The 20,998-nt window shown below is 59.3% G+C and carries 20 protein-coding genes; 5 read left to right on the top strand and 15 right to left on the bottom strand.

Features of this window, described 5'->3' with window-relative positions; translation table 11 throughout:
- The first annotated feature begins 307 nt into the window (after nt 1-307).
- Entirely contained in the window at nt 308-3,535 is a 3,228-nt protein-coding gene (gene rne / locus JQ848_RS06190) for a ribonuclease E (RefSeq protein WP_202210363.1), read from the top strand.
- Nucleotides 3,536-3,652: 117 nt separating this feature from the next.
- Here the strand turns inward: rne and JQ848_RS06185 are convergent, their stop codons facing one another.
- The 9 genes from JQ848_RS06185 to JQ848_RS06145 form a co-directional block, all read right to left on the bottom strand.
- Nucleotides 3,653-4,264 carry a transglycosylase SLT domain-containing protein gene (locus tag JQ848_RS06185; protein WP_202210362.1) on the bottom strand — a complete coding sequence of 204 codons (612 nt, stop codon included), beginning with the start codon at nt 4,262-4,264 and terminating at the stop codon, nt 3,653-3,655.
- A gap of 25 nt (nt 4,265-4,289) precedes the next feature.
- Entirely contained in the window at nt 4,290-5,309 is a 1,020-nt protein-coding gene (gene murB, locus JQ848_RS06180) for a UDP-N-acetylmuramate dehydrogenase (protein ID WP_010655786.1), read from the bottom strand.
- Nucleotides 5,306-5,770 (bottom strand): low molecular weight protein-tyrosine-phosphatase, encoded by a 465-nt coding sequence (locus JQ848_RS06175; RefSeq protein WP_003442536.1) that lies wholly within the window; start codon nt 5,768-5,770, stop codon nt 5,306-5,308. The genes murB and JQ848_RS06175 overlap by 4 nt, the downstream gene beginning before the upstream one ends.
- Nucleotides 5,770-6,534, bottom strand: a complete 765-nt coding sequence (gene kdsB / locus JQ848_RS06170) for a 3-deoxy-manno-octulosonate cytidylyltransferase (protein WP_003442538.1) — start codon at nt 6,532-6,534, stop codon at nt 5,770-5,772. Before kdsB ends, JQ848_RS06175 begins: the two co-directional genes overlap by 1 nt.
- Complete coding sequence (locus JQ848_RS06165; RefSeq protein ID WP_003442540.1) at nt 6,531-6,716, bottom strand: Trm112 family protein; 186 nt, start codon at nt 6,714-6,716, stop codon at nt 6,531-6,533. Before JQ848_RS06165 ends, kdsB begins: the two co-directional genes overlap by 4 nt.
- Nucleotides 6,717-6,742: 26 nt before the next feature.
- Entirely contained in the window at nt 6,743-7,753 is a 1,011-nt protein-coding gene (gene lpxK, locus JQ848_RS06160; protein WP_202210361.1) for a tetraacyldisaccharide 4'-kinase, read from the bottom strand.
- Entirely contained in the window at nt 7,753-8,181 is a 429-nt protein-coding gene (locus tag JQ848_RS06155) for an ExbD/TolR family protein (RefSeq protein ID WP_003442553.1), read from the bottom strand. The genes lpxK and JQ848_RS06155 overlap by 1 nt, the downstream gene beginning before the upstream one ends.
- Nucleotides 8,178-8,813: a MotA/TolQ/ExbB proton channel family protein gene (locus JQ848_RS06150; protein ID WP_003442555.1), complete on the bottom strand. Its 636-nt coding sequence runs from the start codon at nt 8,811-8,813 to the stop codon at nt 8,178-8,180. The genes JQ848_RS06155 and JQ848_RS06150 overlap by 4 nt, the downstream gene beginning before the upstream one ends.
- Before the next feature lie 118 nt (nt 8,814-8,931).
- Complete coding sequence (locus tag JQ848_RS06145; protein WP_202210360.1) at nt 8,932-11,148, bottom strand: DNA internalization-related competence protein ComEC/Rec2; 2,217 nt, start codon at nt 11,146-11,148, stop codon at nt 8,932-8,934.
- A 133-nt stretch (nt 11,149-11,281) separates the two neighbouring features.
- On the opposite strand from JQ848_RS06145, the gene JQ848_RS06140 reads away from it, so the two are divergent.
- The gene (locus tag JQ848_RS06140) at nt 11,282-11,797 is read left to right on the top strand and encodes a DUF2062 domain-containing protein (protein ID WP_003442559.1); all 516 of its coding nucleotides are present in this window, start codon (nt 11,282-11,284) and stop codon (nt 11,795-11,797) included.
- A gap of 218 nt (nt 11,798-12,015) precedes the next feature.
- On the opposite strand, the gene JQ848_RS06135 is transcribed toward JQ848_RS06140, so the two are convergent.
- From JQ848_RS06135 to JQ848_RS06125, 3 genes are all read right to left on the bottom strand, one after another.
- Nucleotides 12,016-12,795, bottom strand: a complete 780-nt coding sequence (locus JQ848_RS06135) for an ABC transporter permease (RefSeq protein WP_003442560.1) — start codon at nt 12,793-12,795, stop codon at nt 12,016-12,018.
- A complete protein-coding gene (locus JQ848_RS06130; protein WP_003442562.1) occupies nt 12,792-13,724 on the bottom strand; it encodes an ABC transporter ATP-binding protein in 933 nt (310 codons plus the stop codon). The genes JQ848_RS06135 and JQ848_RS06130 overlap by 4 nt, the downstream gene beginning before the upstream one ends.
- 146 nt (nt 13,725-13,870) lie before the next feature.
- Entirely contained in the window at nt 13,871-14,494 is a 624-nt protein-coding gene (locus JQ848_RS06125) for a glutathione S-transferase family protein (RefSeq protein ID WP_127196188.1), read from the bottom strand.
- A gap of 149 nt (nt 14,495-14,643) precedes the next feature.
- On the opposite strand from JQ848_RS06125, the gene JQ848_RS06120 reads away from it, so the two are divergent.
- Both JQ848_RS06120 and JQ848_RS06115 read left to right on the top strand, forming a co-directional pair.
- Complete coding sequence (locus tag JQ848_RS06120; protein WP_003442566.1) at nt 14,644-17,091, top strand: acyl-CoA dehydrogenase; 2,448 nt, start codon at nt 14,644-14,646, stop codon at nt 17,089-17,091.
- A gap of 62 nt (nt 17,092-17,153) precedes the next feature.
- Nucleotides 17,154-17,570 (top strand): PA2817 family protein, encoded by a 417-nt coding sequence (locus tag JQ848_RS06115; protein ID WP_003442567.1) that lies wholly within the window; start codon nt 17,154-17,156, stop codon nt 17,568-17,570.
- Nucleotides 17,571-17,660: 90 nt separating this feature from the next.
- On the opposite strand, the gene JQ848_RS06110 is transcribed toward JQ848_RS06115, so the two are convergent.
- Entirely contained in the window at nt 17,661-18,587 is a 927-nt protein-coding gene (locus JQ848_RS06110; protein WP_202210359.1) for a LysR family transcriptional regulator, read from the bottom strand.
- An 87-nt stretch (nt 18,588-18,674) separates the two neighbouring features.
- Between JQ848_RS06110 and JQ848_RS06105 the strand changes: the two genes are divergently transcribed.
- On the top strand, nt 18,675-19,301 hold the full coding sequence (locus JQ848_RS06105) for an alanyl-tRNA editing protein (protein WP_010655783.1): 627 nt from the start codon (nt 18,675-18,677) through the stop codon (nt 19,299-19,301).
- Here the strand turns inward: JQ848_RS06105 and JQ848_RS06100 are convergent.
- The gene (locus JQ848_RS06100; RefSeq protein ID WP_127196186.1) at nt 19,294-20,127 is read right to left on the bottom strand and encodes a quaternary amine ABC transporter ATP-binding protein; all 834 of its coding nucleotides are present in this window, start codon (nt 20,125-20,127) and stop codon (nt 19,294-19,296) included. The two genes, JQ848_RS06105 and JQ848_RS06100, sit on opposite strands and share 8 nt — an antisense overlap.
- Nucleotides 20,124-20,975 (bottom strand): ABC transporter permease, encoded by an 852-nt coding sequence (locus JQ848_RS06095; protein ID WP_161718149.1) that lies wholly within the window; start codon nt 20,973-20,975, stop codon nt 20,124-20,126. The genes JQ848_RS06100 and JQ848_RS06095 overlap by 4 nt, the downstream gene beginning before the upstream one ends.
- Between the last annotated feature and the right edge of the window lie 23 nt (nt 20,976-20,998).

Below are 20,998 nucleotides of genomic sequence, written 5' to 3'. Positions count from 1 at the left end.
GCAGCACCCGAATTATCAGGGATACGTGTAGGGTGGAGATGCACAACCGCCGGACTGTGTAGCAATAGGCTTTATCAAGACGCTTCATCTCGTCCACAGCCGCTGGTTGATTCCTCCTCCTGACTGAGTGCTTAAGTCACCACAGCAAGCAGGAAGCGTAAGTCGCGACTTCGCCCCCATTGGTCGAACCTCGCTGGACACAGGAGTGGCCAACTGCTCCTGACGCACCTGACACCGACCATGAGAAGTCGTGTGTGCCGAACGCCGTTTCCGGTAGCCCGGAAACCGACGGTACAACATGAAAAGAATGCTGATTAACGCAACTCAACCTGAAGAGTTGCGTGTTGCACTGGTAGATGGCCAACGCCTCTACGACCTGGACATCGAGTCAGGCGCGCGCGAGCAGAAGAAAGCCAATATCTATAAAGGCCGTATTACTCGCATCGAACCAAGCCTTGAGGCTGCCTTTGTCGATTTTGGCTCTGAGCGCCACGGCTTCCTGCCACTTAAGGAAATCTCCCGCGAGTACTTCAAGAAAGCTCCTGAAGGCCGCGTCAACATCAAGGACGTCCTGAGCGAAGGCCAGGAAGTTATCGTGCAGGTCGAGAAAGAAGAGCGTGGCAACAAGGGCGCAGCCCTGACCACCTTCATCAGCCTCGCTGGCCGTTATCTGGTTCTGATGCCTAATAACCCGCGTGCCGGCGGTATCTCCCGTCGCATCGAAGGTGAAGAACGCAACGAGCTGCGCGAAGCCCTGAACGGCCTGATCGCTCCGGCCGACATGGGTCTGATCGTGCGCACTGCAGGCCTGGGCCGCAGCAGCGAAGAAATGCAGTGGGACCTCGATTACCTGCTGCAACTCTGGACCGCCATTAAAGAAGCCTCCCTGGACCGCTCCGCGCCATTCCTGATCTATCAGGAAAGCAACGTGATCATCCGCGCCATCCGCGACTACTTGCGCCAGGACATCGGCGAAGTACTGATCGACAGCGTTGAAGCACAGGACGAAGCCCTGACCTTCATCCGCCAGGTGATGCCGCAGTACGCCAGCAAAATCAAACTCTACGAAGACAGCGTTCCGCTGTTCAATCGTTTCCAGATCGAAAGCCAGATCGAGACCGCCTTCCAGCGCGTCGTTGAACTGCCTTCCGGCGGCTCCATCGTTATCGACCCGACCGAAGCCCTGGTGTCCATCGACATCAACTCGGCGCGCGCCACCAAAGGCAGCGATATCGAAGAAACCGCACTGCAAACCAACCTTGAAGCGGCTGAAGAAATCGCCCGTCAGTTGCGCCTGCGCGACATCGGCGGCCTGATCGTCATCGACTTCATCGACATGACCCCTGCCAAAAACCAGCGCGCCGTGGAAGAAAAAGTCCGCGAGTGCCTGGAAGCAGACCGTGCCCGCGTACAAGTAGGCCGTATCTCGCGCTTTGGCTTGCTGGAAATGTCCCGTCAGCGCCTGCGTCCATCCCTGGGCGAAAGCAGCGGCATCGTTTGCCCACGCTGCAATGGCACCGGCATCATCCGTGACGTTGAATCGCTGTCGCTGGCCATTCTGCGCCTGATCGAAGAAGAAGCCCTGAAAGACCGCACTGCCGAAGTGCGCGCCCAGGTGCCAATCCCGGTTGCTGCATTCCTGCTCAACGAGAAGCGCAACTCGATTACCAAAATCGAACTGCGGACCCGTGCACGCATCATCATTCTGCCGAACGATCACCTCGAGACGCCGCACTTCGAAGTTCAGCGCCTGCGTGATGACAGCCCGGAAGCCCACACCAACCAGTCCAGCTACGAAATCGCTGCCGCTGCTGCGGAAGTGGAAGAAGTTCAGCCGGCTGCCGCCACTCGCACTCTGGTTCGCCAGGAAGCTGCAGTCAAAACAGCACCGCCGCGCACCTCGGCACCGGTTCCGACCGAAGCTGCTGCACCGGCTCCTGCTGCTGCACCTGCCGCTACCATCGCCGAGCCAAGCCTGTTCAAAGGCCTGGTCAAATCGCTGGTAAGCCTGTTCGCCTCCAAGGAAGAGCCTGCTGCTCCGACCGTGGTTGAGAAGCCGGCAACGACAGAGCGTCCTGCGCGCAATGAAGAGCGCCGCAATGGTCGCCAGCAAAGCCGCAATCGCAATGGCCGTCGCGATGAAGAGCGCAAGCCACGCGAAGAGCGTGCACCGCGAGAAGAACGCGCACCACGCGAAGTCCGCGAGCCGCGCGAAGAAACTCCGGTAGCTGCTGTTGCCCGTGAAGAGCGCGCACCGCGTCCACCTCGTGAAGAACGTGCTCCACGCGCACCTCGTGAAGAACGCAAACCGCGCGGCGAAGCCCGTGAAGAGCGCGTTCGCGAATTGCGCGAGCCTCTGGATGCCGTTCCTGCTGCAGCCGTTGCAGCCGTCGTCGTCGAAGAAGAGCGCGCACCGCGCCCTCCACGGGAAGAACGCCAGCCGCGTGCTCCCCGCGAAGAACGTGCACCACGCGAAGTACAGCCAGTAGCCGCAGAAGACGAAGAAGCTCTGTCGAACGAAGAGCAATCCCAGGACGAGTCGCAGGACAACGCCGAAGGCGATCGTCCACGCCGCCGCTCCCGTGGCCAGCGTCGTCGCAGCAACCGTCGTGAGCGTCAACGCGATGCCAATGGCAACGTGATTGAAGGGTCGGAAGAAAACAGCGAAGAAGGCACTGCCGAAAACGCTCCTTCCACCACTGAACTGGCTGCCGGTCTGGCCGTCACTGAAGCCGTTGCCAGCTCGGTCATCAGCGCTCCTGCTGAAGCCCAGGCCAATCAACAGGCCGAGCGTGCTACCCAGACCGTCCAGGAATCGGCTCCGGCAGAAACCGTGATTGCTGAAAAGGTTCAAACAACTGAAGTAGCCATTGTGCCAACACCGGTTGTAGAAGCCCCTGCGGTTGAAGCACCCGTAGTTGAAGCGCCAGCTGTTGAAGCGGTCACCCCGGTCGAAGCAGTCAAGGCACCAGAAGTTGAAGTGCCTGCAGCACCGCAAGCACAGCCTGAAGCTCAGGTAGTTGCCGAGCCTGCCCCGGCAGTCGAAGCGCCTGTTGTAGCTGCGCCAGAGCCAGTGGTTGAAGCGGTAGTCGAAGCACCGGCAGTAGAAGCGCCAAGCGTGGAAGCACCGGTTGTTGAGGCACCAGCCATCGAAAAAGCGCCAGAGCACGTCAAAGAAGCCCGTTTTGTACGCGAGCCGATTGCCGAGCCGGCTATTGTCGAGGCAGCTCCGGCTCCTGTGGCTGAACCTGTGGCTGTCGAAGTCGTAGTGGCTGAAGCCGCCGTGATCGAGACAGCTGTAGTTGAACAACCTGCTCCGGCAGAAGTTGTTGTCGCGACTGAAGTGACTGAAGTGACTGAAGTAGTGGTTGCAGCTCCGGTTGCCAGCACCGCACCAAGCAATGGTCGCGCTCCTAACGACCCGCGCGAAGTACGTCGCCGCAAGCGTGAAGCAGCCGCCGCTGCCGCCGCTCAGGCAGCTGCTGGCGAAACCGTAGCCGAAGGCAAGGAACACGAGTCTAAACCACTCGTCTAAACCTGCAGGCCACTAAAAAGCCCCGCCAGTTCTGAACTGGCGGGGCTTTTTTATTTCCGTTGTCTACCGCATCAACTGCAGGAGCGAGCTTGCTCCTACAATGAATTGCGGGGGGGGCTAGAAGAACCAGAACGAACGCCTGTTACGCTCCAGCTCGCCGCGGCACTGGTTAAGCTGCGCACCATAGGTTTTCGACTGCTGCTCAACTTTACGGGCCACCTGCATCAGCCAGGGTTTGGCACGGTATGTATTGCGACTGTAACCGCCCCTGCCCTCGTGGTACGCCAGATACTGGTTGTAGGTATCCCATTTGGAAATCCCCAACTGCTGCTGGGTACCTGCGGCATACCATCCGATAAACATGATGGCATCGGCAAAGTTATCGCGAGAACCGCCACTGCCCATGCTTCGCTCGAAATCCTTCCAGACCGGCGGTTGAGCTTGCGCGTAGCCGTATGACGGGCTGACCCTGCCCCACGGGATTACCCACAACAGATAAGCGCGGGGAGGAAGCGCATCAGCGACAAAACTGCTTTCCTGTTTCATGATCGCCATCGCCACATGGGGAGGCGTTCCCCAGCGGCTCTGCATCGCGACCGAGTCCTTGTACCAGGCAGGATACTGGCGATAGATACTGCATAGATTGCCCTGGTCTTTGGGCGGAGCTGTCGTACACCCGGTTAATGTCACCAGGGTCAGCGCTAACGCCCATGCCGGTATTTGCTTCATTTATTATCCAGATCGGGAGAAGCCATTAATACAGGTTCGGTTCCATCTCCAGCTGCACCGCAAAGCGCCGCTCGATATCTTCCTGAATGCGTCGGGCCAGGGCCAGCAACTGCAAACCGCTGGCCGAGCCATAGTTGACCAATACCAGCGACTGCAAACGATGCACTCCGGCGTCAGCCTCACGAAAGCCTTTCCACCCCGCGGCTTCGATCAACCAGCCGGCGGCCAGCTTCACTCGGCCATCAGCTTGTGGGTAACCGATAATGCCGGGATGCGCCAGTTTCAGCTCAGCGGCCAGCGCAGCTGACACCAGCGGATTTTTAAAGAAGCTGCCTGCGTTACCCAATACCGCCGGGTCCGGCAGCTTCTCACTGCGGATACTGCTGATGGCACGGCTCACGTCGGTCGCCGTCGGCTGTTCGATACCCTGCTCACTCAGGCGCTGGCGTACAGGTCCGTACTCCAGATGCAGCCTTGCGGCACGGCTCAGGGCAAACCGGACCCGCAGAATCACCCAGCGCCCCGGCTGTTGTTTGAACACGCTGTCACGGTAGCCAAAGTCGCAGTCCGCCAGGGTGAAATCGCGCAGCTCACCGGTTTGCCGGTCAAGTGCGGTCAGCCCCGCAAAAACGTCCTTGATCTCAACGCCGTAAGCGCCGATGTTCTGTACCGGCGCGGCACCCACGGTTCCAGGAATCAAGCTGAGGTTTTCCAGCCCCGACAGGCCTTGCTCCAGGGTCCACAACACAAAGGCATGCCACACCTCGCCCGCTTCGGCCTCGACCACCACTTCCCGACCATCGTCTTCAACCTGGCGAATGCCACGGCTAGCCATGCGCAGCACCAGCGCAGGGACATCCCTGGTCAGCAGCAAGTTGCTACCGCCGCCGATCACCAGCAAAGGCAAATTGCGCTGCGCCGAGCACTGCAATGCCTCGCGCACGTCGTCATCGCTACAGGCCTCGGCATACAGGCTCGCGCGCACATCCACACCAAAGCTATTGAACGGCTTGAGCGACTCATCAACCTGCAACAGCAAACTCATAAACGCCCCTTCAGTTCAATCACCAGCAAATCGCATGCAGACTCAACCAGATCCAGCACCTCTTCAAAGCCCGCCTCACCGTCGTAATAGGGGTCGGGCACCTCGTCTTTAACGCCATCGAAACGACGCAGGAACAGGTCAAGCCCGGCCTTGCCGTTGGCAGGCTGCAAGGCTTTAAGGTCGCGCAGGTTGCTCAGGTCCATGGCCAGAATCAGGTCATAGTGATTGAAGTCGGCCGCGACCACCTGTTGCGCACGCTGCGCCGACAAATCGTAACCCCGCCGCATGGCTGCGCGCTGGGTACGCTTGTCCGGTGCCCCGCCTACGTGCCAGTTGCCCGTTCCTGCAGAAGCCACTTCAACACGCCCGGCCAGACCCGCTACCTGCAACTTGTGGCGCAGTACGCCTTCGGCCGTAGGAGAGCGACAGATATTACCCAGACAAACGAACAGGACGCGCATCAAGCCTCCAGCAAACGCCGAACGCGCTCGAGGTCTTCAATGGTATCGACACCGGCCGCAGGCGACTCGAGCACGTCGGCCACATGGATTCGTACACCATGCCAAAGTGCCCGCAGTTGCTCCAGACGCTCGGTGTTTTCGAGCCAGCAAGGGCCCCAGCTGACGAAGTCATGCAGGAAACCGGCGCGATAGGCGTAGATCCCGATATGGCGACGATAGGGCACGCCGGCAGGCAACTGCTCCGGGTGCGAAGCGAAATCATCACGGGCCCAGGGCAAGGTAGCCCGGCTGAATGTCAGCGCCAGCCCGTTGATATCACTGACCACCTTGACCACATTCGGGTTGAACAGGGTCTCGACGTCTGTGATCGGCTCGGCCAGCGTCGCCATGCTTGCTTCGCTGTGGGCCGCCAGGTTGATCGCGACCTGATCAATCAGTTGCGGTGGAATCAGCGGCTCGTCGCCCTGCACATTGACCACTATGGCATCGCTGGCCAGCCCCAGTTGGGTGGCCACTTCGGCCAGGCGATCGGTACCGGACTCGTGATCGGCACGGGTCAGCAATACTTCGGCACCAAACCCCTTGCAAGCCTCGACAATGCGCGCATCGTCAGTGGCCACTACCACCCGCTGCGCACTGCTTTTACAGGCCTGTTCCCAGACGTGTTGAACCATCGGCTTGCCGGCAATCGTCAGCAGCGGTTTGCCGGGCAAACGGGTCGACGCGAAGCGCGAGGGAATTACGACGGTAAAAACCGGAATCATTTATCCAGACGCTCATCAGTGCTGAGGGTGCGGGCTTCGGTTTCAAGCATCACCGGAATCCCGTCGCGGATCGGGTAAGCCAGGCCTGCACCCTTGCTGATCAGTTCGGTTTTATCGGCGCTGAGCTTGAGCGGGCCTTTGCAAACAGGGCACGCGAGGATATCGAGCAGCTTGGTGTCCATAAAATGTTCCCCTGAATAAAGATCGGTTAGGGCAAAAGACGATTGGGTAAAAGACGCAATAACTGCCGGTCAAACCACAGCACGAAGGCTTCGGAAGGAACAGCGTCAACCGCCAGGTACCACCAGTCAGGTGACGCAAAGTCGCGGCACTTCACCGCGTCCTTTTCGGTCATGACCAGAGGCAATGGCGGCATGAAATTCAAGACCTCGGCACTATAGGGCGCATGGTCTGCAAAAGCATGGGCGATTGGCCGCCAGTGTAGCGTTTCGAGGGTGGTGAAGAAACGCTGCGGATTACCGATCCCGGCCACGGCATGCAAGGCCTGTTCAGGCGGGAAAAAGTCCAGCGCCTTGCGCTCGCCACTGAGCAGGTTGATCAGCGCAGTCGGCTGCAACTGAAACGCAAATCCACCTTGGGGGTCGCTGGCAGCGCCGTTATACAGCACCGCATCCACACTCAGTAATCGCTCCGCCGGTTCCCGCAACGGCCCCGCCGGCAGGCAATGACCATTGCCCAGGCCCCGGGCGTTATCGATCAGCACCAACTCCAGATCCCGGGCCAAGCGGTAATGCTGCAAACCGTCGTCCGAAAGAATCAGGTCCAGTGGCTCGCTGGCCAGCAAGGCTTGAACCGCACGACTGCGATCGGGGTCGATCATCAATGGTACGCCGGTTCGCTGCACGATCAGCAAGGGCTCGTCCCCCGCTATTCTGGCGCTGTGATCGGCGCTGACACGCCACGGCAATTGAGGCGGCCTGGCGCCATAACCACGGCTCACCACCCCAACCCGCAGACCATTGCGCTGGCAATGCTCGATCAGCCACAAAATCAGCGGTGTTTTACCGGTACCGCCGACAGTGATATTGCCTACCACCACCAGCGGTACGGGCGCACGATAGATCTCGCCCTCTCCCGCGATAAAACGCGCGCGCTTGCGCTCTACCACTTTGCGGTACAGGCATTCCAGCGGGCTCAACAGCTTGAGCAGCGGATGCCCGGCATACCAGGCACGCAGCAAACGATCTGACATGGCCATCAGTGAGGCGCCTGCGCCTCAACGGTGGTCATGCGCAAATGGCTGAAGCCGAGCTTGCCGGCCGCATCCATCGCAATAATGACCGCCTGATGCTGGGTCTTGCCATCGGCACTGATCGACAATGGCAAGCTGGTATCGCCACCGGACTCCCTCTGCAGGGCCTCGATCAGGCTCGCCAGATCGTTTTTTGGCAGCAATTGGTCGTTCACCGAAAACACCCCGTCTGCGCTGATGGCGATATCCAGCTGCCTGGTGTTCTGCTCGTCACTGGGCGAGCCGGTGACGGCTTCCGGCAGATCCACCCGCAACTGGGTTTCGCGGGTAAAGGTGGTGGTTACGACAAAGAACAGCAACAGGATAAACACCACGTCAATCAACGACGCGAGGTTGATATCGACCGTTTCCCGTGGCTTGCGGCGAAACTTCACACTTTGCTCCCGACCATGTCGACTTCGCGGTCGCCTTGCACCACTTCGACCAGTTTGATCGCTTCCTGCTCCATGCCAACCACCAGTTCATCGACCCGGCGCTGCAGGAAGCGATGGAAGAACACCGCCGGAATACCGACCATCAGTCCCGCAGCAGTGGTAATCAGCGCTTTGGAAATACCGCCCGCGAGTATCGCAGCGTTGGTGGTCATGCCCGAGCCCATGAACGAACTGAAAATATCGATCATGCCCAGAACCGTGCCCAGCAGTCCCAGCAACGGCGCCATGGCGGCAATGGTGCCCAATGCATTGAGGTAACGTTCAAGCTCATGAATGACCCGGGCGGCGGCCTCTTCGATGCATTCTTTCATGATCTCGCGACCATGCTTGGAGTTGGCCAGGCCGGCAGCCAGGATTTCACCCAATGGCGAATCGGCGCGCAATTGCTTGAGTTTTTCCTTGTCCAGCTGCTTGTCCTTGATCCAGACCCAGACCTGCCCGAGCAGATGAGGCGGAGTCACGCGGCTGGCACGCAGGGTCCACAGGCGCTCGACAATAATGCCCAGCGCGGCAACAGAGCTCAGAATGATCGGCAGCATCATCCAGCCGCCGGATTTGACCAGTTCCCACACAGTGAAAATCCCCTCGAAAAAGTGCGCCACTTTACCACATGATTGAACTCTCCCTCTTGTAGCAGCCATGCCTGTCTCGCCGCTTGGGCATGCAACGCACAGCAGCCGGCTTCAAGCATCAGTCACGCCAGAAACGGGGTTGATCGCGCAGACTCTCAGCCTTGCCGAAGGTGCCCAAGCGAAACCGCAGCGCTCCCTGCTCGGCACTGTCCAGTATCTGCACCCCCAACCCCTGATAGCGCGCCAGCACTTGAGGGTGCGGATGGCCAAAGCTGTTGCCGTGGCCCCGGGAGATCAGCACCACCCGGGGTGCCAGGGCCTTGAGCAAATCCACCGAAGATGACGTGCGACTGCCGTGGTGCGGGGCTTGCAGCCAGCGGGTGGGAACGCCCAACGAAGTTTGCAACAAGGCCCGTTCGGCCCGGGCGTCAATATCCCCCGTCAGCAGAAGCCTCTCGCCGCCGGCTTCAACCTGCATCACACAGGACCTCTGATTGCTGTCACTCGCCCCTGACCACTGCCAGAGCGAAAACTTCACGCCATCCCACTCCCAACTCTCGCCGCTGGTACAAGGCTGCGCCCGCAACGGCTCCGCCAACCCCGGCAACTCACCGCCGATGACCCGCAGGGCACCGACTTCCTGCTGTACCGCCAGGGCCCCGCCGGCGTGATCGGCGTGCGCGTGACTGATCAGCATCAGGTCCAGCCTGGCTATCCCCAGGGAGCGCAACACCGGTACCACCACCCGCTCGCCCTGGTCAAAATCCCTGACTTTCGGTCCCGCGTCATAAAGCACGGCGTGATTGCGGGTGCGCAGCACAATGGCCAGCCCCTGCCCCACATCCAGCTGCCACACTTCAACCTGACCGCGAGGGATTTGCTCACGCGGGCTGAAAACTGCGAGCAGCACCAGCGGCCACCCCAGCGGCCGCAGTATCACGCCTGCCGGCAGCATCAACAGCAGCGCCCCGAAAGCACTCAACAGCCACACTGCCAAGGGAACTGTTACAGGCAACCAGGGGGAAAAATACCCGGCCAGCAAGGTCAGCCCCCTGATCAACCCATCAAGTAAACCGCCTGACACCCAAAGCAGGGTTTCGCCAAGCCAGGGCACCGGTAACAGCAACGTGCCCAGAAGTGCCGTGGGCAATACCAGCAGACTGATCCACGGCACAGCCACCAGATTGGCCAGCGGGCCGCTCAGGCTGATGGGCAAGCCCAGGATCCAGAGCATCGGAAACAGCCCCAGGGCAATCATTGCTTGGGGCCGGGCCCATGCCACGTGCCAGTCCCAGGGCCCCAGGCGTCCACTGAAGGTGAAAATCAGCACCGCCACGGCGGCGAAGGACAGCCAGAATCCCGGCATCAGACTGGCCAGCGGCTCAATGATCAACACCCCGTTGAGCGCCAGCAAAAACGGTAGCCAAACCCCCAGATGACGAAACCGCAGACGCCATATCAGCACCAGCCCCAGCATGACGCATGCCCGCTGAACCGGTACTTCAAAGCCTGCCAGCAAGCCGTAACCCAGCGCGCCGGCAAACCCCAGGCCACAGGCCCATGGCAGCCATGGCAGACGCCGCGGCCACCAGCCACGGCGTGCCAACCAGGCGACCAGGCCGTAAATCAGTCCGGCACACAGACCAATGTGCTGACCCGAGATCACCAGCAAGTGCACGGTTCCGGTTGCCTGCAGCAGCCTCCAGTCGTCACTGCTCAGGCCCGAGCTGTCGCCCATGACCAGCGCGGCGAGCCACGGCGCTCGCCCATTGGCATCGCTGTGCAGCACACGCTTGCGCAAATCGTCGCGCCAGGCATGACTGGCCGGTTCGAGCAGTTGACCCGCCTTGACAGTTCCAGTCGCGCCAATCCGCTGCGCCAGCAACCAGGCCTGATAATCAAAGCCCTGGGGGTTAAGCAGACCCCGGGGCTGCTTGAGTTTCACCGCCAGCCGCCAGCGCTCGCCACTGTTGACCGGCGGCCCGCCGTACCAGCCCAGCCGGATAGTCCCGGGCAAAGCAGTGTGCCGCGAGCGGGCATCGCGCAATTCAAAGCGCACGGTGCTATCAGTCTGCCGGGGCAACCCGACTACACGCCCTTCAACCCACAGCGTTCGACCATCCAGTGCGCCGGGCAATCGATCATCCAGTGCACTCTGCCCCTGAAAACAGGCCCATGTCAGCCCGATCAGGAACAGCCCCACCGGATAGAAACGAATGATGAGCAGCAACAGTCCCGCAACCAGCATTGACAACAACCACCCGCCCGGTGGCAACCCGGGTAAAAACCGCAACGCCATCAAACCCGACGCCAGTGCCAACATTCCCGTATGCATAACCCGATCCAATAAAGCCGTTTTATCGGATTAGTCGGAAGCTGCGCTCCAGGTTTCAAGAATTGTCACAAAGTCTGAACAAGCGGCTAGCTTAACTTGGGCATACTGCACTCTTACTCCGAGCGAGAAGCCTATGCCACGGCGGATTTTCAAACGCTACATGCCGGATCCGGCCAGCATCAGGGAACACAAGTCCTTACGTTTCCTGGGCACCTTGCTGCACGATCCCAACCTCTGGCACCTCAATCGGCACTCCGTTTCCCGTGCAATGGCGGTGGGGATCTTCGCCGCGTTTATTCCCATGCCTTTCCAGATGCTGCTGGCCGCCTTTCTGGCGATCACGGTGCGCAGCAACATGCCCATTTCGGTGAGTCTGGTCTGGCTGACCAACCCGATCACCATGCCGCCCGTGTTCTATTGCACTTACCAAATGGGGGCATGGCTGATGAATGTCCCGGCCCGCTCACTGCCCGACGAACTGACCTGGGAATGGATCAGCAGCCAGTTGTCCACCCTGTGGCAGCCATTTTTGCTTGGGTCAGTGGTGTGTGGCGTCGTACTCGGGGCGCTGGCCTATTGCCTGACCCAGTTGTACTGGCGCTGGTGGGTCAGCCGCCAATGGAAACGCCGACATAACAAGCGCCCATAAAAAAGGCCCCGTAAGGGTAATGCTGCTCACTTAAACGCCTGCTGTCTCAACTGCAGGAGCGAGCTTGTTTCGCGATGGTCTCCAGAGCGCCGTGTTCAACCTGTAAACACGCATTCTTGTTAACAATCATCGCGAGACAAGCTCGCTCCTGCCAAGGCAGGGTTTATTCATGTGAACAGCATTAGCCGCTACGGGGCCTTTTGCATGCTGATGAAAGACTACTGGCGCATCCCGCGACCACTGACCAGCAAGCGTGCGCAAGCGATGTACAGCACGATCGTTGCCACCACCATAAAGGTCAGGGCCACGCTGATCTTGATGTCCGAAACCCCAAGAATGCCGTAGCGGAAGGCGTTGACCATGTGCAGCACCGGGTTGGCCAGCGATACGGTCTGCCAGAACGGCGGCAGCAGGGTAATTGAATAAAACACCCCGCCCAGGTACGTCAGCGGCGTCAGCACGAACGTCGGGATGATCGAGATATCGTCGAAGTTGCGCGCAAATACGGCGTTGATAAACCCCAGCAGAGAGAAGATCGTTGCCGTCAGCACCACCACAACTATGGTCAGGCCAAGGTGATGCACCTGCAAATGGGTGAAGAACAGTGACAGCAGGGTCACGATCACGCCCACCATCAACCCGCGCAGAATCCCGCCGACCGTGAAGCCGATCAAAATAGTGTGGGGCGATACCGGCGATACCATCAGCTCTTCAATCGAGCGCTGGAACTTGGCGCCAAAGAAGCTCGACACCACGTTGCCGTAGGAGTTGGTGATCACCGACATCATGATCAGACCCGGTACGATGTACTCCATATAGGTGAAGCCACCCATATCACCGATTTGCCGACCGATCAGGTTACCGAAAATTACAAAATACAAAACCATGGTAATCGCAGGCGGCAGCAGGGTTTGCGGCCAGATGCGGGTAAAACGCCGTACCTCACGATAAATAATGGTGTTCAACGCAATCAGGTTGGGGCGCAGCTCCGAGCTCATATCGCCACCTTTGCCAGGTTTTTCTCGACCAGCGACACGAATAACTCCTCAAGACGATTGGTTTTATTACGCAGGCTGACCACTTCAACGTTTTGAGCGGCCAACTGAGTGAACAGACCGGTAATGCCCACCGCTTTATCCACCTGCACTTCCAGTGTGTGATCGTCGAGCAACTGGCTCGGATAACCGATCAGTTGCACCGGCACCGCCTGCGGCTTCTTCAGGTCAAGCAAGAAGGTCTCGACATGCAGCTGACCCAGCAATTGACGCATGCTGGTGTTCTCGACAATGGTGCCGTGATCGATGATCCCGATGTTGCGGCACAGCTGCTCAGCCTCTTCCAGGTAATGCGTGGTGAGGATGATGGTGGTGCCCTGCTCATTCAATTCGGTGAGGAAGGTCCACATTGAACGACGCAGCTCAATGTCCACGCCTGCAGTGGGCTCGTCGAGAATCAACAGCCGCGGCTCGTGCACCAGTGCCCGGGCAATCATCAGGCGCCGCTTCATGCCGCCCGACAACGAACGCGAAGGGGTTTCGCGCTTGTCCCAGAGCCCCAGTTGCGTCAGGTACTTCTCGGCGCGTTCCTTGGCGATTTTCGGCGGGATACCGTAATACCCGGCCTGGGTCACCACGATATCGAAGGTCTTTTCAAACTGATTGAAATTGAACTCCTGCGGCACCACGCCAATACAGCGTTTGAGTGCCGCAGGGTCACGATCGAGATCATGGCCGAAGATATTCACTGTGCCGCTGGTCTTGTTGACCAGGGTAGAGAGAATACCAATGGTGGTGGATTTGCCGGCGCCGTTGGGGCCCAGCAAGGCAAAAAAGTCACCTTCAGCAACATCCAGATCGATACCACTCAGGGCCTGGAAACCGTTGCCGTAGGTTTTGGTTAGCTGCCGTATGGACAGAGCGGAACTCATATCGGATTACGCACCAAGATGAAGGAAAGGGAGAGACCCAAGTAAGGACGAACTGTCTGCATGACAAGTCCGGCAAGGCCTTTAAACACCTCGTATGGTGCTTGGCCCGGCCGCACAAGTACAGTCGCCCGTATTAATAGTAGGTATTAAGTCAACGCAGTCATGACCGCACTGCGGTAGGCGGGACGCAGTTTCAAACGCTCATACCAGGCACTGAGATGCGGCAGGGACGGACGTTCGATGGGCATTTCAAACCAGGCGTAGATGAACGAGCCAAGCGGGATGTCACCCATACCGATTTCATCACCCGACAAGTAAGGTTTTTCAGACAGGGCCTGATCCACGATTTCCAGCAACTGCCCGCAAGCCTGGATGGCGGCATTGATCGCCACCCAGTCCTGCTGCTCGGCCGGAGTACGCAAGACACCCCAAAATAGCGGGCGGAAGGCTGCGGCAAAGGAAGTGCTGGTCCAGTCCATCCATTTGTCCGCCTGGGCCCGCACCTTGGGATCGGTGGGATACCAGGACGTGTCCGCGCCATATTGGGCGGTCAGATAACGCACGATGACGTTGGATTCCCACAGCACGAAGCCGTCATCCTCGATCGTCGGCACTTGTCCATTCGGGTTCAACGCCCGGTATTGCGGGCTGTTTACCACGCCGAACGCACCACCTGCCTCTTCCCGACTGTAGGGCAGTGCCAGCTCTTCAATACACCACAAGGCCTTTCTGACATTTGACGAATTCTTGCGACCCCACACTTTCAGCATGACTCAACTCCTGATTGATAGACGCCACAGGAGTCTACGCCGGGACGTCGAACTCCGTCTCCCGCATGAGGTCACTATTGCAACTACCTTGATATGGACTTGCGACTAAGCTCACAAGGGTGCCTGAATGGCCTCACGGAGGATTGAATATGCTGTTGTTGTGGATTCTGGTTTTGATCGTGGGTGTAGCCTGGTTGGCCCACCGCCGCATCGCGCCCCTGACGTCCATGGCCGTGGTGGCGGTTTATCTGCTGGCCATGGGCATCATCGGCCATGTACCAGGCTGGCTACTGGTTATTTTGTGGGTATTACTGGCGGTTCCCGCTGCCCTGCTTCTGCTGCCCGACCTGCGCCGCAAACTGTTCACCGCGCCCCTGTTCAGCTGGTTTCAGAAAACCCTGCCGCCCATGTCGCAAACCGAACGCGATGCCATCGATGCCGGGACCGTATGGTGGGATGGCCAGCTGTTCAGTGGCCGTCCCGACTGGGAACAGTTGCTGGCCTACCCCAAGGTGCAGTTGACCGAAGAAGAGCAAGCCTTCATCGATGGCCCGACCGAAGAACTGTGTGCAATGGTCAGCGACTGGGAAATCGGTCAGGCCATGGATTTGCCACCCGAGGCCTGGGCCCATATCAAAACCCACGGTTTTTTTGCCCTGATCATTCCCAAGGAGTTCGGCGGTAAGGGTTTCTCGGCCTACGCCCATTCCCAGGTCGCCATGAAACTGGCTACCCGCAGCGGTGATCTGGCCTCTACGGTAATGGTCCCCAACTCCCTGGGCCCGGCGGAACTGCTGCTGCATTACGGCACCGACGAGCAGCGCAACCATTATCTGCCACGACTGGCCCGCGGCGATGATATCCCCTGTTTTGCCCTGACCGGTCCACTGGCGGGCTCCGATGCGGGCGCCATGCCTGACACCGGGATCATTTGCAAAGGCCAGTGGCAAGGCGAAGAAGTACTCGGCCTGCGCCTGAACTGGGAAAAGCGCTATATCACCCTGGGCCCCGTTGCCACCCTGCTGGGCCTGGCGTTCAAGGCCCACGACCCGGACCACCTGCTGGGCGACAAAGAAGACCTGGGCATCAGCCTGGCACTGATCCCCACAGATACCCCGGGGGTTGAGATCGGGCGCCGGCACTTGCCGCTGGGCGCGGCATTCATGAATGGCCCGAACTCGGGCAAAGACGTGTTTATCCCGCTGGACTACCTGATCGGTGGCCAGGAAATGCTCGGCAAAGGCTGGATGATGTTGATGAACTGCCTGTCGGTCGGGCGCTCCATATCACTGCCCGCGGTCGGCACCGGGGCTGCCAAGTTCACCAGCCTGGTGACCGGCCAGTACGCGCAAGTACGTGAACAGTTCAACGTGCCCCTGGCCGCTTTTGAAGGCATCCAGGAAGCCTTGGCACGGATTGGCGGCAATGCCTGGCTGATGGACAGCGCGCGCATGCTGACTGCCAATGCCGTGGACCTGGGCGAAAAACCTTCAGTGCTGTCGGCCATCCTCAAGTACCACCTCACCGAGCGCGGCCGTGAATGCATCGGCCACGCCATGGACGTGCATGGCGGCAAGGGCATCATCATGGGGCCCAACAATTACCTGGGGCGCAACTGGCAAGGGGCGCCGATTTTCATCACCGTGGAAGGTGCGAACATTCTGTCGCGCAACCTGATGATCTTTGGTCAGGGCGCGATTCGTTGCCATCCTTTTGTACTCAAGGAAATGGCCCTGGCCGGGCGTGAAGACAAAGACCAGGCCCTGCTGGAGTTTGATGGCCTGCTGCTCAAGCACATCGGCTTTGCCGTGAGTAATGCGGCCAGCACCCTGGTGCTGAACCTGGGCCTTGGCCGTTTCGAACACGCCCCCGGTAATGCCCTGAGCCAGGGTTACTTCCGCGCCCTGAACCGTCAGGCAGCGGCCTTTGCGATGCTCGCAGACTTGAGCATGATGCTGCTTGGCGGTGAACTTAAACGTCGCGAGCGCTTGTCGGCGCGCCTGGGTGATGTGCTCAGCCACATGTATCTGGCCTCGGCCGCCCTGAAGCGCTATCACGATCTGGACTCCCCCGAGTACCTCAACCCGCTGTTCCGGTGGGCCATGGAAGAAAGCCTGGGCCACGCCGAACGTGCCCTGGACGAACTGCTGAAAAACTTCCCGAGCCGTGCGCTGGGCTGTGCGTTGCGGGTCGTGGTGTTCCCGTTCGGCCGTCGCCATACCGGGCCGTCGGATGCACTGGATGCTGAAGTGGCGGCCGTACTGGGTCGCACCAAAGGCGATCCGGCCCTGGAAGCCGTGCTTGCCGGCTGCTATCGCCCGCAGTCACCGGACGATGCGGTAGGCGCCCTGCAACACGCCTGCGACCTGCTCAAAGCCGCACATCCACTGCACAAAAAACTCCACGACGGATTGAAAAGCGGCCAGGTCAAACCGGCTGCGGGCGAACCGCCTATCGATTCGGCATTGCAGGCAGGTGTACTGCAACCGGCCGAAGCCGAGACTTTACGCACCGCAGAAGCCGCCCGGCGCAAGGTGATCGACGTGGATGACTTCAGCAAAGAGCAGCTCACCCACAGCGAAGGAAAGATTCGCTAGCAGGACAGCAGGCGCCGGGGGCTTTATACTCCGGCGCCCGTTTTGCTCTAGAGGACACCGCAATGGCCACCAACGATCTCAACCATAACCTAGCCCTGCTCGATATGTTGCGCAGTATCCTGGTTGCTGTCGGTGATGCCGAACAGATCCCGGAAGAAAGCCATGCCCTGTTCCTGGAACGCTTCGATGAAATGAAAAGCGGCCTGCTGACCGACTTTGACAGCAGCCAGTATCTGGGCCAGGACATCCTGTGTCAGGTGATCGAACGCTATCCGCAAATCGCCCACCTGGTACCTCGCGATTTGCTGTGGTTCTTCGGCGGCGCGTGCTTTAACTTCTTGTCCGATGAAGAGCTGGACATGTACGAAGCCCTGGAAGAACGTCGCTTTGAAGCCGAACAAAACGGCGAACCATTCGACTGGAACCAGGAAAAGCAATTTATGGCGCTGCCGACCAACGAAGACAGCCCGCAGCACTGATTGACGCGCCAGGCGCCCGATTCTAAAAGCCCGCCCGGTTTACCTGGCGGGCTTTTTTGTGCCTCCAGTACTGATGCCCCCATGCCACTGTCAGGGCCGCAGCGGTTCTTGCCCCAGGCGCTCCACCAGATAATCGATAAACACCCGCAATTTGGGTGGCATATAGCGCGAAGGGGCATGCAACAACCACGCAGCTCCGTGGTAGGAGGCGATAAAATTCCACGCCGGCAGCACTTGTACAATCAGCCCCTGCTCCAGCGCCTGACACGCCGTGAAGTACGGCAGACTGCCAATCCCGATATGCTGCAACACCGCGTCCAGCCTTACGCCCGTATGGTTGGCCGCATAACGGCCACGTACCCCGACTGTCACTGACTTGGCGCCCTGCCTGAACTTCCAGCGCGCATCCACCGGGGTCTCCCCCAGATAAATACAGCTGTGATCACGCAAGTCCTCGGGCTGTTGCGGCACCCCGTGCTCTGCCAGATAACCCGGCGTGGCACACAGCAAATGCTCAATCACAAACAGCTGGCGTCCCACCAGGCCCGGTGGCGGCTGATCGGTAATGCGGATGCTCAGGTCAACGTTGTCATCGATCAGGTCGACATAGCGATCTTCAAGAATTAATTGCACATCAACCCCGGGATAGCGCCGCAAGAACTCGGGCATATGCGGGTGTATCACATAGCGCCCCACGGCTTTGGGCACGCTGACCCGGATCAGCCCTTCGGCCTCCAGGGTAAAGCGCCCGCTTAAATCCATCACTGACTGCGCCGCGCCCGTTACCTCAAGGCAGCGCTTGAAAACCTCTTCTCCGGCATCGCTGAGGCGCAACTTGCGCGTAGTCCGTTGCAGCAAACGGATGGCCAGAGCTTTTTCCAGCCGCGAAATACTGCGACTGACCGCTGAAGGCGACATTGAAAGCTGACGCGAAGCTGCGGAAAAACTCCCGGCCTCGACCACCTTTACGAAAATCACCATTTCAGCCAATAACGACAGCGGGAGATTTATGCTCACAACGCACAGGTCCATTGAAATTTGGATGGATTATCACACTCAAGGGCCGCCCCTATACTGGAAAAAGAAACCCTCCAGGATAGAACCATGACCCAACGCCTGTTTTTTACCGATGACGCACTGACCGCAGAGGTCGAGGTTCTGCGCTGTACGCCCCACGAAGACGGCTTTGCAGTGGTCCTCAATGCCACGCCCTTCCACCCTCAGGGCGGTGGGCAGCCATCTGATACTGGCTGGATTGCAGACAGTGAAGTGGTGAAAGTACTGCAAGAACAGGACGCCATCGTGCATTACCTCAAACAGCCGGTTTTGCCAGGCCCGGCACGGGCAGAAGTTGACGCGACACGCCGCCATCTAAATGCGCGCCTGCACTCGGCCGGGCACTTGATTGGCGTTCTGGGTGAGCAGGCAGGCTGGATTCCCGCCAAGGCCCACCACTGGCCGGGCGAATGCCGGGTAAGCTTCACCCCCGGCGATAATCCGCAAGTGCTGGAGCCCGAAACCATCGAACAGCATCTTGAGCAATGGATAAGAGCCGACTTGCCAAGGCACATGCAGCACGACTCCGGGCAACGGGTTATCCGCTTTGGCGACTTGCCGGGTTATCCCTGTGGCGGCACCCATGTCCGCTCATTGGCCGCGTTACATGCCGTCAGCGTGCTGTCGGTTGGCCAGAAAAAGGGCGTGCTGTCCGTGCGCTATGAGGTCAAATAAGCCTGGCCCGATGACGTTGTACAAAACGCTCCACGTAATCGTCCGCGGGGCTCAGCAGGATTTCCTGCGGCGTCCCCACCTGAATCAGCTGCCCGTCCTTGAGCATGGCGATGCGATTACCAATACGCAGCGCTTCATCCAGGTCGTGGGTGATAAAAACAATGGTTTTTTCCAGGGTTCGCTGTAGCTCCAGCAGCTGATCCTGCATTTCTGCACGGATTAACGGGTCCAGCGCGCTGAAGGCTTCATCCATCAGAATAATGTCGGTGTCAGTCGCCAGAGCCCGCGCCAGCCCTACTCGCTGGCGCATGCCTCCCGACAGTTGCTGCACGAAAGCCTGTTCATAGCCCTGCAGCCCGACCATCGATATCCAGTGCCGCGCCCGCTCATTGCACTGACCTTTACTCTCGCCGCGCACCTTGAGGCCGTAGGCCACGTTTTCCAGCACGTTGCGATGGGGCAGCAAGCCAAAGCCCTGAAACACCATGCTGATTTTGTGCCGTCGAAACTGGCGCAAGGCAGGCATGTCGTAATCCAGGATGTTTTCACCATCCACCAGGATCTGGCCACTGGTGGGGTCGATCAGACGGTTGAGGTGGCGCACCAGCGTCGACTTGCCCGAGCCGGACAACCCCATGATGACGAACACCTCACCCGCGCGAATCGACAAGGACAGATCATTGACCCCCACCACACAACCGGTTTGCGCCAGTACCTGTTCCTTTTTCAGGCCCTCCCGGAGCAGGGTCATGACTTCTTTTTCGCGGCTGCCAAACACCTTGAAAACGTTGCGTACTTCGATCTTGTCGAGGGCCACCGGGGTCATTTTTGCTCCCCGTGCCGAGTCCGGCCATAGGCCTGGGTGATCCGGTCGATAACCACGGCCAGAATCACAATCGCCAGCCCCGCTTCAAGGCCTTTGCCGACGTTGAGTGTCTGAATGCCCACCAGCACATCCTCACCCAGCCCCCGGGCACCGATCATTGAGGCGATGACTACCATCGACAGCGCCATCATGGTGGTCTGGTTAATCCCGGCCATGATGCTGGGCATGGCCAGCGGCAATTGCACACCGAATAGTTGCTGCCATGGATTGGCACCAAAAGCGTTGATCGCTTCCATCACCTCCCGGTCGACCTGGCGCAAGCCCAGATCAGTCAGACGGATCAGTGGCGGCACGGCATAGATCACCGTGGCAAAGATCGCCGGAACCTTGCCCAGGCCGAACAGCATCAGCACCGGAATCAGGTACACAAAACTGGGCATGGTTTGCATTATGTCCAGCAACGGCATCATCACCGCACGCAAGCGATTGCTGCGGGCCGCCAGAATCCCCAGCGGAATCCCCAGCAACACCGAAATAACCGTGGCCACCATCATCAATGCCAGGGTTTGCATGAGTTTGTCCCACAGGCCGACCGCCCCCACTAAAAACAACAGGCCGACAATCAACAGGGTACTGAGGATTTTACGTGTGGCGTGCCAGCCTATGGCACCGACAATGGCCAGCATCAACCACCAGGGGGTCAGGCGCAGCAGGGTTTCGAGGTTGATAATGGCCCAAAGCAAAGTGTCGGAGATGTGCCGGAACACATCCCCGTAATTGCTCACCAGTGCATCAACTCCATCATTGACCCAAGCGGCGATGGAAAACGTCAAATTTTCAGGGAACATGCCGTGCTCTTGCTTGATTGAAA

Source organism: Pseudomonas paraversuta (assembly GCF_904067025.1).
GTDB classification, from domain to species: Bacteria; Pseudomonadota; Gammaproteobacteria; order Pseudomonadales; family Pseudomonadaceae; genus Aquipseudomonas; species Aquipseudomonas paraversuta.
Note: the sequence above shows the minus strand (reverse complement) of the source record. Positions and strands in the feature narration are given on the sequence as shown.

Bases quoted from the DNA above. Each gene is read 5' to 3' on its own strand.
- rne (WP_202210363.1), top strand. From the start codon at position 308: ATGCTGATTAACGCAACTCAACCTGAAGAGTTGCGTGTTGCACTGGTA.
- JQ848_RS06185 (WP_202210362.1), bottom strand. From the start codon at position 4,264: ATGAAGCAAATACCGGCATGGGCGTTAGCGCTGACCCTGGTGACATTA.
- murB (WP_010655786.1), bottom strand. From the start codon at position 5,309: ATGAGTTTGCTGTTGCAGGTTGATGAGTCGCTCAAGCCGTTCAATAGC.
- JQ848_RS06175 (WP_003442536.1), bottom strand. From the start codon at position 5,770: ATGCGCGTCCTGTTCGTTTGTCTGGGTAATATCTGTCGCTCTCCTACG.
- kdsB (WP_003442538.1), bottom strand. From the start codon at position 6,534: ATGATTCCGGTTTTTACCGTCGTAATTCCCTCGCGCTTCGCGTCGACC.
- JQ848_RS06165 (WP_003442540.1), bottom strand. From the start codon at position 6,716: ATGGACACCAAGCTGCTCGATATCCTCGCGTGCCCTGTTTGCAAAGGC.
- lpxK (WP_202210361.1), bottom strand. From the start codon at position 7,753: ATGGCCATGTCAGATCGTTTGCTGCGTGCCTGGTATGCCGGGCATCCG.
- JQ848_RS06145 (WP_202210360.1), bottom strand. From the start codon at position 11,148: ATGCATACGGGAATGTTGGCACTGGCGTCGGGTTTGATGGCGTTGCGG.
- JQ848_RS06140 (WP_003442559.1), top strand. From the start codon at position 11,282: ATGCCACGGCGGATTTTCAAACGCTACATGCCGGATCCGGCCAGCATC.
- JQ848_RS06135 (WP_003442560.1), bottom strand. From the start codon at position 12,795: ATGAGCTCGGAGCTGCGCCCCAACCTGATTGCGTTGAACACCATTATT.
- JQ848_RS06130 (WP_003442562.1), bottom strand. From the start codon at position 13,724: ATGAGTTCCGCTCTGTCCATACGGCAGCTAACCAAAACCTACGGCAAC.
- JQ848_RS06125 (WP_127196188.1), bottom strand. From the start codon at position 14,494: ATGCTGAAAGTGTGGGGTCGCAAGAATTCGTCAAATGTCAGAAAGGCC.
- JQ848_RS06120 (WP_003442566.1), top strand. From the start codon at position 14,644: ATGCTGTTGTTGTGGATTCTGGTTTTGATCGTGGGTGTAGCCTGGTTG.
- JQ848_RS06115 (WP_003442567.1), top strand. From the start codon at position 17,154: ATGGCCACCAACGATCTCAACCATAACCTAGCCCTGCTCGATATGTTG.
- JQ848_RS06105 (WP_010655783.1), top strand. From the start codon at position 18,675: ATGACCCAACGCCTGTTTTTTACCGATGACGCACTGACCGCAGAGGTC.
- JQ848_RS06100 (WP_127196186.1), bottom strand. From the start codon at position 20,127: ATGACCCCGGTGGCCCTCGACAAGATCGAAGTACGCAACGTTTTCAAG.
- JQ848_RS06095 (WP_161718149.1), bottom strand. From the start codon at position 20,975: ATGTTCCCTGAAAATTTGACGTTTTCCATCGCCGCTTGGGTCAATGAT.